At 69.9% G+C, this 14,842-nt stretch carries 8 protein-coding genes and 1 pseudogene; 3 read left to right on the forward strand and 6 right to left on the reverse strand.

Annotated features, from left to right (window positions below; all coding sequences use genetic code 11):
- Positions 1–138 precede the first annotated feature (138 nt).
- Complete coding sequence (gene pulA, locus JS756_RS25310) at positions 139–5,538, reverse strand: pullulanase-type alpha-1,6-glucosidase (protein WP_205385500.1); 5,400 nt, start codon at positions 5,536–5,538, stop codon at positions 139–141.
- Between the two features lie 246 nt (positions 5,539–5,784).
- Between pulA and JS756_RS25315 the strand changes: the two genes are divergently transcribed.
- Positions 5,785–6,105, forward strand: coding sequence for a hypothetical protein (locus tag JS756_RS25315; protein WP_307791046.1), 321 nt, complete (start codon positions 5,785–5,787; stop codon positions 6,103–6,105).
- 63 nt (positions 6,106–6,168) lie between these two features.
- Here JS756_RS25315 and JS756_RS25320 read toward each other — a convergent pair whose 3' ends face one another.
- Positions 6,169–7,287, reverse strand: a complete 1,119-nt coding sequence (locus tag JS756_RS25320; protein WP_240204325.1) for an RNA-guided endonuclease InsQ/TnpB family protein — start codon at positions 7,285–7,287, stop codon at positions 6,169–6,171.
- Here JS756_RS25320 and JS756_RS36985 point away from each other — a divergent pair.
- Positions 7,256–7,552: pseudogene (locus tag JS756_RS36985) on the forward strand (carbohydrate-binding module family 20 domain-containing protein); the annotation flags it as partial. The gene JS756_RS25320 and the pseudogene JS756_RS36985 sit on opposite strands and share 32 nt — an antisense overlap.
- A gap of 566 nt (positions 7,553–8,118) precedes the next feature.
- On the opposite strand, the gene JS756_RS25330 reads toward JS756_RS36985, so the two are convergent.
- The 4 genes from JS756_RS25330 to JS756_RS25345 form a co-directional block, all read right to left on the reverse strand.
- Entirely contained in the window at positions 8,119–9,798 is a 1,680-nt protein-coding gene (locus JS756_RS25330) for a glycoside hydrolase family 13 protein (RefSeq protein WP_205385501.1), read from the reverse strand.
- 151 nt (positions 9,799–9,949) lie between these two features.
- Complete coding sequence (locus JS756_RS25335) at positions 9,950–10,858, reverse strand: sugar ABC transporter permease (protein WP_205385502.1); 909 nt, start codon at positions 10,856–10,858, stop codon at positions 9,950–9,952.
- Between the two features lie 16 nt (positions 10,859–10,874).
- The gene (locus JS756_RS25340) at positions 10,875–11,825 is read right to left on the reverse strand and encodes a carbohydrate ABC transporter permease (protein ID WP_205385503.1); all 951 of its coding nucleotides are present in this window, start codon (positions 11,823–11,825) and stop codon (positions 10,875–10,877) included.
- A gap of 100 nt (positions 11,826–11,925) precedes the next feature.
- Complete coding sequence (locus JS756_RS25345; RefSeq protein ID WP_205385504.1) at positions 11,926–13,206, reverse strand: extracellular solute-binding protein; 1,281 nt, start codon at positions 13,204–13,206, stop codon at positions 11,926–11,928.
- Positions 13,207–13,599: 393 nt separating this feature from the next.
- Here JS756_RS25345 and JS756_RS25350 point away from each other — a divergent pair, with 393 nt between their 5' ends.
- Positions 13,600–14,634 (forward strand): LacI family DNA-binding transcriptional regulator, encoded by a 1,035-nt coding sequence (locus JS756_RS25350; RefSeq protein ID WP_205385505.1) that lies wholly within the window; start codon positions 13,600–13,602, stop codon positions 14,632–14,634.
- Positions 14,635–14,842: the final 208 nt, after the last annotated feature.

Consider the following 14,842-nt stretch of genomic DNA (forward strand, 5'->3'; position numbering starts at 1 on the left):
GTGGCCGGTCGCCCGGTTCCCCGCGCCCCCTCGGGGTGCTGCCGGAGCCCAGCGGACTTCGCCCGGCCTGCCGAGCGCCGCGACCGGAGAGGTCCGCGGGCGGTCCTCTCCGGTCGCGGCGGCCCGGTACCGCTCCGGTCAGCCGGCGCGGGTGAAGACGGCCACCGTGCGGGCCGGGACGGCGAACGTGCCCGACCCCCGTGCGTAGGACGACGTCGTCACGACGGTGTCCGAGCCCGCCGCCTGCACGGGGTGCAGCCGGTACGGGGTGCCCGCCAGGGAGCTGATCCGCTGCTCCTGCCGCTCGGGGGTCGCGTTGAACACGACCACCAGGTCGCCCAGGCGCATGGTGATGACGCCGGGCGTCTCGTCCGTGCCGGACAGCGGGAAGGAGAGCTGCGCCTGCACCTGCTCGGCGGTGCCGAGGGAGAAGGCCCGCTCGGTGGAGCGGATCCGCAGCAGGTCCCGGTATGCGGCCGAGGCGCCCTCGATCTGCGGGCAGCCGACGGAGACACCGGTGAGCAGCGGCTTGGCGTACGGCCACTTGGAGGCGTTGTCGGCGGCCGTGGGCAGGCCCCGGCCGAAGCCGTTGCCGTCGGCGCAGTTCCAGTGGATGGCGTTGAACCAGTCACCGCTGTCGTAGGAGTTGCGGTCCAGGGACTTCGAGCGCAACAGGTCGGAGCCGGCCTGGGAGAGCGCCGGGCCCTGGGAGAGGGTGGCCGTGGCCATGGCCAGGACCTGCATCCGGGCGCGGTCGGCCGCGCCGACCGACGCGGGCAGCTTGTAGGTCAGGGCGTCGAAGAGCGACTCGTTGTCGTGGGCGTCGGCGTAGGCGAGGGCGTCGCCGGGGGCGGCCGCGTATCCGGCGGGGGCGCCGTTGTAGTCGACCTGGGCTCCGGTGACCTGCTTGCCGTCGGTGTCGGTGAACCGGTATCCGGCCAGGTTGCCGGTCAGCCCGACCTCGATCAGGTCCTGGTAGTGCAGCAGCCGGGCCTTCTGCTCGGCCGGGGTGCCGTTGGCGGTGGAGGTGTTGGGCTCGGTGTAGAGGCCGGAGGCGAAGCCCTGGATGCCGGGGTCGGCGTCGAAGGGACCACCGCCGCGGACGGCGTCGCGGGCCCGGTCGGAGAAGGTGGCGATGCCGGTGCCGGCCATGTTCTGCTGCGTGGCCTGCTCGAAGCGGGCGTCGTTCGCGACCTCGCCGAAGTTCCAGCCCTCGCCGTACAGGATGATCTTCTTGCCGTCGACGCCGTCCTTCTTCGGGGTGAGCGCGTCGAGGGCCTTGCGGACGGCGAGGATGTTGGCCTTCGGGTGGTGGCCCATGAGGTCGAAGCGGAAGCCGTCGACCTTGTACTCCTTGGCCCAGGTGACGATCGAGTCGACGACCAGCTTGCCCATCATCGCGTTCTCGGTCGCGGTGTTGGCGCAGCAGGTGCTGTTCGCCACCGAGCCGTCGGCCAGCAGCCGCTGGTAGTAGCCGGGCACGACCTGGTCGAGCACGCTGGTGTCCGCCTCGCCGGCGGCGGCCGTGTGGTTGTAGACGACGTCCATGACGACGCGCAGTCCGTCGTCGTTGAGCGCCTTCACCATCCGGCGGAACTCGACCGTGCGGGCGGTGCCGTCGGGGTCGGTGGCGTAGGAGCCCTCGGGGACGGTGTAGTGGTAGGGGTCGTAGCCCCAGTTGTAGGCGTCCTCGGCGGCGACGGCCGCGATGCACTCCTGCTGCCGGTCGGAGTCGGCGGGCAGGGCGGCGAGGTCGCAGTCGGGGGTCGCCCGGTCGGCCTTGTTCTCGGGGATCGTCGCGATGTCGAAGACCGGGAGCAGGTGGACGTATGAGGTACCCGCCCGCGCCAGTTCGCGCAGGTGCTTCGAGCCGTCGCTGCCGGTGTCGGTGAAGGCGAGGTAGGTGCCCCGGTCCTGCGCGGGCACGGTGCCGTCGGCCACCGAGAAGTCCCGGATGTGCAGTTCCTGGATCTCGGCGTCCTTCAGCGGCACGGCCCGCGGCTTGCGGTACGTCGACCAGCCGCGCGGCGCGAGGGACCGGTCGTCCAGGTCGACGGCGAGGCTGCGCTCGGAGTCCGTCGTGAGGGCGAGGGAGTAGGGGTCGGTGACCTTGTTGGTGACGATCTTGCGGACGCTGGGCGCCCAGACCTTCACCACGTAGCGGTAGGGCTTGTTCTTCCACGAGGCGGGGCCGGTGACGGACCAGACGCCGGTGGCGGTGTCACGGTGCATGGCGACCGTGCGGCTGCCGATCTCCAGCCGCACCGACTGCGCGGTCGGCGCCCACACGGAGAGCGTGGGGCGGCCGTGGTGGAAGACGGGCCCGAGCTTCGCCTTCGTCGCCCCCGGGTACAGGGCGTCCAGGACGCCGGCGATCTGCACGCCGGTCGCGGAGAGGACGGCGCCGTTCGCGGCGCGCTGGGTGGCGACGACCTGGCCGCGCAGGGCCTGGCGCACCCGGTCGCGGTCGCGCGGGTCCACGGACCAGGCGGTGTAGTCCCTCAGGTGCGGGAACTTCGCCTTCTGCGCGGCGGAGAGCGTCGTCTCGGTCAGGCGCAGCCAGCGCTCGTCGTCGCTGGTGAGCCGGGAGTCGTCGACGGCGATCGAGCCGTCGTGGGAGTACAGCAGCTGGGTGGAGGCGGCGCCCTCGGCGCCGTTCCAGGCGACGGTGTCGCGGTCGATCCAGATCGCCTTGGCGGTGGTCAGGTCCAGCGCGGCGGAGGAGCCCTGCGGCTGCGGCAGCAGGTACGTCTCCTGCCCGGCGAGCAGCCACACCTCGTGGCCGTCGGCCTTGAGGTCGAGGGACTGGTCGGCGGGGAGGTCCTTCTCGTCGCCCTTGTGGACGATGTAGCTGAGGCTGGTGGCGCCGCTGGCGAGGGGCACCTCGAAGACGGCGCCGAAGGCGTCCGTGCGCACCGGCTTCAGCGGGGCGGACCACTCGGTGGGGTTCGCGGCGCCCGTCCAGACGTGCAGGCCCCAGCCGTCGTAGTGGCCGTCGGCGCGGTGGTAGTGCAGGACGGCCTTGGCGGTGTCCTGGGCGGGGTAGGCGGGCCGTTCGGTGAGGATGTCGGCCTTGCCCTGCTCGACCCAGACCTCGCCCGTCTTCGTGACGTCGATGCTGCGGTCCGTGGAGACGTCCTTGTTGCCCTGGTGGTCGATGACCAGGAAGCCGACGTTCGAGGCGCCGGGCTTCAGCTTGACGTAGGCGAAGGCGCCGTAGGCGTCCCGGCCGACGAAGGGGTGGCTGTCGGGCCAGTTCGTGGCCTCACCGTCGGCGATGTCGCCCCAGGCGTACAGGCCCCAGTCGGCGTAGTCGCCGTCGGTGCGCTTGTAGTGGACGACCGCGTAGTCGCGGGAGGAGGCGCTCGGGGTCTCCCCGGCGGGCGGGGTGCCGGTGACGGACGCGGCGGTCGCGCTCGCGGTGTGCCCGGCGGCGTCGACGACGACCGCCTTGTAGCGCAGGGCGGTTCCGGCCGGTACGTCCTCGCCGATGACCTGGGTGACCTTGTAGGGGGCGTGGTCGGCCGAGCCGAGGACCCGCCAGGCGCCGGAGCCGGTCTGGGCGGCGAGGACGACGCGGTTGAGCCCGCCGCCGTCGACGTGGGCCCCGATCTCCACGGTGCCGGTGGCGGCGGCCGGGGCGTCGAGGGTGATCGTGGGCTTCGTGGCCGGCGGGGCGAGCGGGCCGGCCGCCTTCAGCACGATCGCCGAGGACGCGGGGACGGTGACGGTGACCTTCCGGTCGGTGCCGGAGGTGACGGTCGCGTCGGTACCGTGGATGCCGGTGAAGCGCATGCCGGCCGAGCCGGTGGCGAAGGTGGCGGAGCGGGCCGCGTCGGCGTTGTTGAAGGCGACGACGTACTCGGTGCCGGTGCCGGCGTCCGTGCGGGAGAAGGCGTAGACGCCGGGCCCGTCGGCGGCGTAGCGCTCGGTCTGGACGCCGTCGGTCAGCGCCGGGTTTGCCCTGCGCAGCGCGGCGAGGGCGCTGATCCGGCGGTAGAGCGGGGCGCCGGTGTCGTAGGCGTCTTGGGCGTGGGTGCGGTCGGTGCCGATCTCGTCGTCGTCGAGGTAGTCGGCGACCTGGGAGGCGAACATGGTCTGGCGGGCGTCCTTGTCGCCGCCGGAGCCGGTGAAGCCCTGCTCGTCGCCGTAGTACACGACCGGGTTGCCGCGGCTGAGGAACATCAGCTCGTTCGCGAACTCGTCCTTCTTCAGCAGTTCGGCGTCGGTGGCGCCGGGGTTGTCCTGCTTCAGGAAGGACCCGATGCGGCCCATGTCGTGGTTGCCGAGGAAGGTGACCTGCTCGTACGCGTTGGCCTTGTCGGTCGTGTACTTGTAGTCGTCACCGAAGACGGCCGACAGCTTCGCGGCGCTGCCGCCCTGGGAGGCGTACTGGCGGGCGGCCTCCTGGAAGGGGAAGTCGAGCGTGGCGTCGAGGCGGCCCTGGGTGACGTACGGGGAGGTGATGGAGGTGTCGGCGGAGTACACCTCGCCGAACATGAAGAAGTCCTTGCGGCCGTGGCGGGCGGCGTACCGGTCGAGTGCCGTGGCCCACTGGGTCCAGAACTCCATGTCGACGTGCTTGACGGTGTCGATGCGGAAGCCGTCGACGGCGAAGTCGCGCACCCAGCGCTGGTAGATCTTCTCCATGCCCTTGACGACCTCGGGGCGCTCGGTCCACAGGTCGTCGAGCCCGGAGAAGTCTCCGTACGTGGTGGACTCACCGGCGTAGGTCGAGTCGCCCCGGTTGTGGTACATCATCGGGTCGTTGAGCCAGGCCGGCACCTTGTCCTTGCTCGTGGCCCGTGGGGTGCGCGGGAAGGAGTCGGCGTCGACGGCGGGGAAGCGGCGGGTCCCGTCGGCGTAGTCCGTGTCGTCGAAGGGCCTGCCGTCCTTCGTCAGGTAGGGGAAGGCGCCCTTGGAGAGGTAGTCGTAGGAGGCGGGGTCGTAGTCGACGACGTCGGCGGTGTGGTTGGTGATGACGTCGAAGAACACCTTCATGCCCTTGGCGTGCGCCTTGGAGATGAGGGCCTTGAGGTCCTTGTTGGTGCCGAAGTGCGGGTCGACCTGGGTGAAGTCGGTGATCCAGTAACCGTGGTAGCCGGCGGACGCGTTGTCGCCGGTGCCCTGCACGGGGCGGTTCCTGAAGATGGGCGCCATCCAGATGGCGGTGGTGCCCAGGCCCTTGATGTAGTCGAGCCGCTGGGTGAGGCCCTTGAGGTCGCCGCCCTGGTAGAAGCCCTTGTCGGTGGGGTCGTATCCGGTGCTCAGGCGCGAACCGGTCAGCCCGCCGCGGTCGTTGGACCGGTCGCCGTTGGCGAAACGGTCCGGCATGACGAAATAGAACTGCTCGCGTGTGTCGTCGTGCCGGGCGGGCTGGGCCGCCAGCCGTGCGTCCGAGGGCGGCGGGGGCGGCGTGTACGCCTGTGCGGCGACCGGCTGGATCAGGGCGGCGGCAAGGGCGGCGGCGGTGACCGCCGCAACCCTTCCGACCTGCGGGATGCGGCGCCTCGGGGGCGCCTGCCATCTGGGTATCACGGGTGTGAACTCCTTGCGACAACGGCTCGAAAGGACCTTGCAAAAGGCCCACAGGGTCCGACCCCTACGCCGCGGCTCGGCTCCGATGCCGGGCGCCCGCGCGACCGTACCGCCAACGAAAGCTTTACAGCAAGAGGCTTGAAACTCACAGAAAGAACTTTCAACAAGTGTCTTGACGTTGCTTGATCAACTGCCGCACCCTCACCACTCGTCAGGCTTCGTTCCCCACACCGTCCGGAGCCGCAGATGACCAAGGCCGCCCGACCAGCAGGCCTGTTGCGCCGCGCCGCGAGTGCCACCGCCACAGGGGCGCCGGCACTCGCCGGCGCGATCGCCCTGCCCGCCTCCCCGGCACAGGCGGACACCACGGCCTCCGGCGATGTGATCGCCAACCTCTGGGAGTGGAACTGGAACTCCGTCGCCGCCGAGTGCACGGACGTGCTCGGCCCGGCCGGCTACGGCGCGGTGCAGGTGGCACCGCCCGCCGAGTCGCTGAAACAGCCCCACTACTACCGGTGGGACGTCTACCAGCCGTACTCCTACAACGTCACCTTGATCCGGTCCTGAAGGACCGGGCTTGGAGGTAGTGCCCAGCCGGCTGCTGGGTGGACTCCTCCGTCCAGACACCCCTTACGGGGTGGCAGGGACGCGTGACTCACGCCCCGCGTTCCACACCACGGCGCCACGTCGGGCGATGTTGTGGGAAGCGTTCCGGTCCGCGTGGGCAACGACCCCGCAGTTCCGGCAGATGAAGAGGGCCTGGTCGACCCGGTTCTTCTTGTCGACGTGCCCGCACTCGCAGCACGTCTGCGAGGTGTAGGCGGGGTCGACGTGAACCACGGGCACGCCTGCGCGGCGTGCCTTGTACGCGATGAACCCTCCGAGCTGGGCGAAGGCCCAGGAGTGGAGCGTGACCCGTTGGGGCTTGCGGAGCCGTACCCTCTGCCGGACGCCGCCCAGGTCTTCCAGGGCGATTCCGGCCGAGGTGCGTTCAGCCTCGGCCACGATCGTTTTCGCGATGACGTGGTTGGTGTCGGAAGCATGGCGCTGCTCGCGCCGGTTGCGCCTCCTCAGTAGCCGCTTGGCGGACTTGGTGCCCTTGCGCTGGAGCTTGGCGCGTAGATCGCCGTGGCGTTTGCGGTGCCGGTTCAGGTCGCGCCCGGCGGCCTGGTAGCCGGTGGACGTGGTGGCGATGTCGACGACGCCGAGGTCGACGCCGATGAACCCGTCGGGCTCGTAACTCTTCTCCTCGGGGACCTCGCAGGTGGCGATCAAGTAGAACACGCCGTCGCGTTCCACCAGATCCGATTCGCCCTGTCGGTGCTCGCGCAGCATCTTGAGGCTGTCGGCGGAGCAGGCGAACCGCACACCCCGAATGCGTCCGGCGGTGGTCCAGATGGACACCGTCTGCGCGTCGTACTGCCGGCTCAGGCACCGGTCGTCGTACGGTTGGGCTGCCTCGGGCCGAAAGGCGATGGGCTTGGACTCGGCCTTCCTGCGCCGCTTCGAGCCCGGTCTGCCGAGGTTCCCCGCCTTGATGTTGGCCTTGAGCGTCGTGTAAGCGTCGCGGACCTTCTTGATGGTGTGCTGGGCCGCTTGCGCCCCCAACCCCCTCGTCTTCAACTCCGCGTAGGTGTGCCTGCGCAGCTCGTACTCGCGCGGCACACCCTGCTCGAACGCCACCGCCGACACCCGGTTCGCGGCCTCGTTCTCCTCGATGGTGTCCGCCTGCCACGCGGCGGGCGTCAAGGTGTACGTCGACGCCGTCGTCAACCACACCTCCGCCCAGACCGGCACGGGCTACAACGGCACGACGGTCACCGATAAGTACGACACCCCGGACTACGACTACTCCGGCTACCACCACCCCGGCGACGGCTACTGCTGCGACGAGGACGGGATCATCGACGACTGGCCGAACCTGTCCGAGTTGCAGAACTGCGGACTCCTCGGCCTGCCCGACCTGAGGACCGGCGACGACTCGGTCCGCGGCCGGATCGCCGGCTACCTCAACAAGCTTCTGGCGGCCGGCGTCGACGGCTTCCGCGTCTACGCCGCCAGGCACATCCCGGAGGCCGACCTCGCGGCCGTCGAGGCCGAACGGGACAACACCGCGGCGGGCACGGCCCCGTACGTCTTCCAGGAGGTCTACCCCGGCTCGGCCCCGCAGCCGAGCGACTACTACGCCTCCGGCGACGTCCTGGACATCACCTACGCGAACAGGCTCAAGTCCGCCTTCCAGGGCAACGTCAGCGACCTCGCGTCGCTGTCGTCCTCCGGCATCCTGCCGGCCGCGAACTCGGTGTCGTTCGTGACCAACCACGACACCGAACGCAACGGACTGCACCTGTCCTACAGCGCCCTGGCTCCCGCCTCGGCCTCCTCGTACCTGCCGTCCTTCCAGAGCCCTGCCACGCGCTCCAGGGCGGCTGCCCGGCGTGCGCGGCCGCTTCTCATCCGTGCGACGTTCATGGCCGGTGAGGTTACGCCAGGGGAACCGGAGCCGATCAGTGCGGTGGGGACGGGGCAGAGCCCGCCACCGCTTCCCGGTGGCGGGCCCTGCGTCCTGGTCGCCGGGTGTCAGGCCCCGGTGAACCACACCGTGGTGTCGGCGGGCACCTTCGTCTCGTCGCCCGCGGCGAAGACCTCACCGCTGGCGATCAGCACACGGCCGTACGCGGGGCTCGTCACCGCCTCACCGGTGGTGTTGGCGACGCAGACGAAGTCGCCGCGGCGGAAGGCGAGGACGCCCTCGGGCGCGCGCAGCCACTCCACCGACTCCCCCGCGCCGAGGTCGCGCTCGGTGCGGCGCACGGCGAGCGCCGTGCGGTAGAGCTCCAGCGTCGAGCCGGGCGCGCCGGTCTGCGCCTCGACGCTCAGCTCGGCCCACTCGGCCGGCTGGGGCAGCCAGCTGCCGCCGCTGCCGAAGCCGTACGAGGACCCGGCGCGGGTCCACGGGATCGGTACCCGGCAGCCGTCGCGGAAGCCGTCCTGGCCCGCGCCACGGAAGTAGGCGGGGTCCTGGCGGACCGCGTCGGGCAGGTCGACGACGTCCGGCAGACCCAGTTCCTCGCCCTGGTAGACGTAGGCCGAACCGGGCAACGCGAGCATCAGCAGGGTCGCCGCGCGGGCCCGGCGCAGGCCCAGCTCGCGGTCGCCGGCCAGGCGGATCTGGGTACCGAGGCCGGGCGGGTTGGCGAAGCGGGTGGCGTGCCGGGTCACGTCGTGGTTGGAGAGCACCCAGGTGGCGGGGGCGCCGACCGGGCGCATCGCCTCCAGGGTGAGGTCGATGACGGTCCGCAGCTCCTCGGCGTCCCAGCCCGTCGACAGGTACTGGAAGTTGAAGGCCTGGTGCAGCTCGTCGGGGCGGACGTAGTTGGCGGTGCGCTCGACGGTCGGGGTCCAGGCCTCGGCCACGAAGATGCGCTCGCCGGCGTACTCGTCGAGGACGGTGCGCCACTGCCGGTAGACGGCGTGCACACCGTCCTGGTCGAAGAACGGCATGACATCGTTGCCCAGCAGTTTCAGCTGTTCGTGCGAACCCAGGTCGGGCAGTCCGTCCGCCTTGACCAGGCCGTGGGCGACGTCGATGCGGAAGCCGTCGACGCCCATGTCGAGCCAGAAGCGCAGGATGGAGCGGAACTCGTCGCCGACGGCCGGGTGCTCCCAGTTGAAGTCGGGCTGCTCCGGGGCGAACAGGTGCAGGTACCACTCGCCGGGCGAGCCGTCGGGTTCGGTGACGCGGGTCCAGGCCGGGCCGCCGAAGATGGACTCCCAGTCGTTGGGCGGGAGTTCGCCGTCCGCGCCCTTGCCGGGCCGGAAGTGGTAGCGCTCGCGCAGCGGGGAGCCGGGGCCCTCGGCGATCGCACGCCGGAACCACTCGTGCTGGTCGGAGGAGTGGTTGGGGACCAGGTCGACGATGATCCGCAGGCCGTGCCCGTGGGCGTCGCGGATGAGCGCGTCGGCGTCGAGCAGGTTGCCGAACATCGGGTCGACGGCGCGGTAGTCGGCGACGTCGTAACCGGCGTCGGCCTGCGGGGAGGCGTAGAAGGGGCTGAGCCACACGGCGTCGACGCCCAGGTCGCGCAGGTAGGGAAGTCGGGAGCGTACGCCCTCCAGGTCGCCCATGCCGTCGCCGTTGCTGTCGGCGAAGCTGCGCGGATAGACCTGGTAGATCACCGCGTCCCGCCACCAGTCACGGCGCTGGGCCACGGTGGCGAGGGCGGAGTTCGGTGCCGGGTCGGCGGAGTGCTGGGTCATGGCTTCCTTGATGCGTTAGGGAAACGCGGTCATCGGTCGGTGGGGGGAGCGGGGCGGGAGACGAGGCGGTCGCGGTGACGGCGGGGTCGGATGGTCACCGCGACCGCCTACCCGCGCGTTGGGGCGCGCGGGAGCCCTCGGCTGACGGCGGTCAGCCCTTGGTGCCGCCGGCGGTGAGGCCGGTCACCAGGTTCTTCTGCACGAGGTAGAAGAAGGCGGAGACCGGTATCGCGATCAGCACCGCGGTGGCGGCCATCAGGTTGCGCTGGGCGTCGTGCTCGCTGATGAAGCTCTGGAGGCCGACGGCGAGCGTGTACTTGCTGTCGTCCAGCATGAAGGTGGTGGCGAAGGCGACCTCGCCGAAGGCCGTGATGAAGCTGTAGAAGCCGGCGACCGCCAGGCCCGGGCGGGCCAGCGGCAGGATCAGCCGCGTGAACGTGCCGAGGGGGGTGAGCCCGTCGACGCGTCCGGCCTCGTCGATCTCGAAGGGGATGGTGTCGAAGTAGCCCTTGAGCAGCCAGGCGCAGTACGGCACCGCGGTCGAGCAGTAGATGAGGATGAGGCCGAGGTAGCTGTCGACGAGACGGAGCTCGGAGAGGATCTGGTACATCGGCACCATCAGCACGGCCACCGGGAACATCTGCGTGATCAGCAGGATCCACATGAACTTGCGGTAGCCGGCGAAGCGCATCCGCGAGACGGCGTAGCCGGTGGTGGCGGCGATCATGACGCCGATGACGGTGGTGCCGAGCGAGACGATCATCGAACTCTTGAGCCAGTCGAAGAAGTTCGTGTGCTGGATCACGAAGGAGTAGTTGTCCAGCGACATCTTGCCCCAGATCTTCCCGGGGTGCAGGTAGTCGTCCTTGTCCGGGCCGAGGGAGAGGAAGACCAGCCAGGCGACGGGGAAGAGGGCGATCACGCTCGCGAGAACCAGCAGGCCGTGGGAGGCGAGGGTGAGGACGGGTCCGCGCTGGCCGCGCCCGCGGGCCTTGCGGGGCGGGGCCGCCGCAGAGGTCTCGGCCACGGGGGCGGAGTTCGGTGCGGTCGTGGTGCTCATGAGGGGAACTCCTGCCTCAGATCGCGAGCTGCTGCTCGTTGCGGTTGAGCCAGCGGCGGTAGAAGGACGTGAAGACGACGAGGATGGCCAGCAGCAGCATGCCGTAGCTGGCGGACTCGGCGAACTCACGCGGCTGCTGTCCGAAGCCGAGGAAGTAGGCCCAGGTGACGAGGATCTGGGCGTCCGGTGCCGAGTTCTTGCCGAACAGCAGGAAGATGACGGCGAACTGGTTGAAGGTCCAGATGATGCCGAGCAGGACCACCGTGGAGCTGACGGACCGCAGGCCGGGCAGGGTGACGTAGCGGAACCGCTGCCAGGCGGTGGCGCCGTCCATCTCGGCCGCCTCGTACAGCGTGGCGTCGATGGACTGCAGGCCGCCGAGGAGCGAGACCATCATGAACGGGACACCGCACCAGGTGTTGACCATGATCGCGGCGAACCGCTGCCAGAAGGTGTCCTCCAGCCAGCCCGGCGCGGGCAGGTGCAGGAAGTCCAGGAAGGAGTTGATGACGCCGCCGTCGGCGAGCATGATGCGCCAGCCGAAGACGGTGACGAAGGTGGGCACCGCCCAGGGCACGATCAGCATGAGCCGGTAGAAGGTCCGTCCGCGCAGCTTCTGGTTGAGCAGCAGGGCCAGGCCGAGGCCGATCGAGTAGTGCAGGGCGACGCACAGCGCCGTCCACACGATGGTCCAGATGAAGTGCGACCAGAAGCGGTCGTAGGCGGTCGGACCGAAGAGGATGTCCTTGTAGTTGTCCAGACCGATGAACCTGTAGGTGGCGTCGATGTGGTTGACGCCGATCGTGCGGGCGGTGTTGAGGCTGTCCGCGTCGGTGAGCGTGAGGTAGAAGCCGTACACCAGGGGATAGAGCACGAGGACGCCGAGCACGACGGCCACAGGCGCGATCATGGCGTAGGCGTACCAGTTCTTCTGGTAGCTGTGCTTGAGACGTTGGACCACGGTCATGGTTCTCGGCACCTTCGGAAAGATCAGGGAGTACGGCGCACAGCCGGTGGCCGCCGGACCCCTCCCCCTGCTCGCGGGGAGATCCGGCGGCCACCCGGGCTCACTTGCTGTAGTCCGGCACCAGCTTGGCGATGGCGACCTCGGCGTTGCTCAGGCCCTTGTCGAGGGACTCCTTGCCGCCGGCGATCTTCGGGAGCTCGGTGTCGAGCGGACCCCACAGGGAGCTGTACTCCGGCAGCGCCGGGCGCGGCTGGGCGGCGGGCAGGACCGTCTGGTAGCCGGCGATGCCCGGGTCGGCCTTGACCTCGGCGGTGTAGGCGTCGTCGCGGGTGGGCAGCGTGGAGTTCTTCAGCGCGATCTGCGTCTGGGACTTCGCGGAGGCCATGAAATTGACGAACTTCAGCGCGGCCTTCTGGTGGGCGGCGTCCGAGCCGGCGTAGACCGACAGGTTGTGGCCGCCGGTCGGGGCACCGGCCTTGCCGCTGGAACCGGCCGGGACGGTGGCGATGCCCAGGTTGTTCTTGTCCTGGAACGCCGAGCCCTTGTAGAAGTTGGTGATCTCCCACGGGCCCTGGATGATCGCGGCGACCTTGCCGTTGACGAACGCGTCCTGGATGTGCGCGTAGGCGTCGGCGGTGGTGTCGGCCTTGTGCAGGCCCTTGCCGTCGAACGTGCTCAGCCAGGTGCCGTACGCCTTCTTCGCGGCGTCCGAGTTCACGGTGATCTTCTTGGCGGACGCGTCGACCGTGTCCGTGCCCTCGCCGTACAGGAACGACTGGGCGTAGTAGGCCTGGGTGGAGCCCCAGTAGCCGTCGACGCCCGTCTTGTCCTTGACGACGGCGGCGTCCTTCTTCAGCTCGTCCCAGGTCTTGGGGGCCTCGGTGATGCCGGCCTTGGCGAAGAGCGCCTTGTTGTAGACCAGCGCGAGGGTGTCGGTGACCAGCGGCACGCCGTAGGTCTTGCCCTCGTACTGGGCCTGTTCCATGAGGTTGGGCTGGAACTTGTCCTTGTCCGCCAGCGCCTCGGTGCCGTCCAGCGGCAGGAAGTAGCCCTTCTTCGCGAAGGCGGGCGTCCAGCCCACCTCGGAGCGCAGTACGTCCGGCGCCCCCGAGGAGCCGGCAGCGGTGTCGAACTTGTTCTGGGCCTGGTCGAACTGGACGTTGACGTACTTGACCTTGACGTCCTTGTTCGCGGCCTCGAACTCCTTGATCAGAGCCTGGTAGGTCGGCGCCTCGTTGGTCGCGTTCGAGGTGTCCCACCAGGTGATCGTGACCGGCCCGTCGGCCTTGTCGCCCTTGTCGCCGCTGTCACTGCCGCCGCAGGCCGTCGCCGCCAGGGCGAGGGACGCCACGAGCGCGGAGGCCGCTATGCCACGCCGCATGAGTTCTCCTTGAGGGTGAAGCCCGATGGTGCAGGGGGGCCATCCCGTTGTGCCGTCCCTGCCGACTCGCCGACCGCGTCTTCGCCGCCGTCGGGCGACTCGGAACGTAACAGCCATGTAAGCGACGCGAAAGACCTTGCAGAAAAAAAGTGCAAGAGATCTCGGAAGTTACCCGGGCGTGACCGGGTCTCGACCGGCGCGAGACCGCTGTGAGACTGTTGTATTCCAGGGATCGCGCAGGCAGGGCAGGCTTGTGCAAGACTCTGAAATCTCTTGCCATCGATTGCACGAGGGAGCGCAATGCCGCAGCAGCCCGCCGCGGGCCGTCCGATCGCCCGCACCCGGCGCCCGATTGGTGTGCAAAGAGACATCCGACCGGTACAGTCCGGTGCCGTGACCACACGGCTTGCCGACATCGCTGCGCAGGCGGGGGTGAGCGAAGCGACTGTCAGCCGGGTCCTCAACGGGAAGCCGGGCGTCGCCGCCACCACCCGCCAATCCGTGCTGGCCGCGCTCGACGTCCTCGGCTACGAGCGCCCCGTACGGCTGCGCCAGCGCAGCGCCGGCCTGGTCGGGCTGATCACCCCCGAGCTGGAGAACCCCATATTCCCGGCCCTGGCCCAGGTCATCGGCCAGGCGCTGACCCGCCAGGGCTACACCCCCGTGCTGGCCACCCAGACCCCTGGAGGGTCGACGGAGGACGAGCTGACGGAGATGCTCGTCGACCGCGGGGTGGCCGGCATCATCTACGTCTCCGGGCTGCACGCCGACACCACCGCCGACATGCAGCGCTACGAGCAGTTGCGGGCCCAGGGCGTGCCCTTCGTCCTGATCGACGGCTTCTCGCCGAAGGTGGAGGCCCCCTTCATCTCCCCCGACGACCGCGCGGCCATGACGCTGGCGGTCACGCACCTGGCCTCCCTGGGGCACACCCGCATCGGCCTGGCCCTGGGCCCCAAGCGGTTCGTGCCGGTCCAGCGCAAGATCGAGGGCTTCGTGCGCGCCGTGCAGGACCAGCTCGGCCTGGCTCCGGAGACGACCGAGGCGGAGCTGATCCAGCACTCGCTGTACACCCTGGAGGGTGGGCAGGCCGCCACGACGGCGCTCATCGAGCGGAACTGCACGGCGGTGGTCTGCGCCAGCGACATGATGGCGCTGGGCGCGATACGGGCCGCCCGGCAGCGGGGACTGGAGGTCCCCCGGGACATCTCCGTCGTCGGCTTCGACGACTCCCCGCTGATCGCTTTCACCGACCCGCCGCTGACGACGATCCGCAAGCCGGTGCCGGCGATGGGACAGGCCGCGGTGCGCACCCTGCTGGAGGAGATCGGCGGGACGCCCGCCCCGCACAGCGAGTTCGTGTTCATGCCGGAGCTGGTGGTGCGCGGGTCGACGGCGTCGGCACCCAGGGACCGCAACCGCGCCTAGTGCCGCACCAGGCAACGTTCGCCCCGTCGCGACGCCCGGCACGCACTCTCGCTGCACCGGACGAAAGCCCGAGTACATCCAGTACGAGGGCTTCCGGCCGGCACACCGAGAGCACGCACCGGACGCCGCTCCTTGACGGGCGAACGTTGCCTGCCGCGGCACTAGTAGTGCTTGGTCAGGTTGGTGTGTGGGTGGGTATGTCGCGGTG

The organism is Streptomyces actuosus (assembly GCF_016921115.1).
Classification (GTDB): Bacteria; Actinomycetota; Actinomycetes; order Streptomycetales; family Streptomycetaceae; genus Streptomyces; species Streptomyces actuosus_A.

Coding starts and splice junctions, on each gene's coding strand:
- JS756_RS25315 (WP_307791046.1), top strand. CDS start 5,785: ATGACCAAGGCCGCCCGACCAGCAGGCCTGTTGCGCCGCGCCGCGAGT.
- JS756_RS25330 (WP_205385501.1), bottom strand. CDS start 9,798: ATGACCCAGCACTCCGCCGACCCGGCACCGAACTCCGCCCTCGCCACC.
- JS756_RS25335 (WP_205385502.1), bottom strand. CDS start 10,858: ATGAGCACCACGACCGCACCGAACTCCGCCCCCGTGGCCGAGACCTCT.
- JS756_RS25340 (WP_205385503.1), bottom strand. CDS start 11,825: ATGACCGTGGTCCAACGTCTCAAGCACAGCTACCAGAAGAACTGGTAC.
- JS756_RS25345 (WP_205385504.1), bottom strand. CDS start 13,206: ATGCGGCGTGGCATAGCGGCCTCCGCGCTCGTGGCGTCCCTCGCCCTG.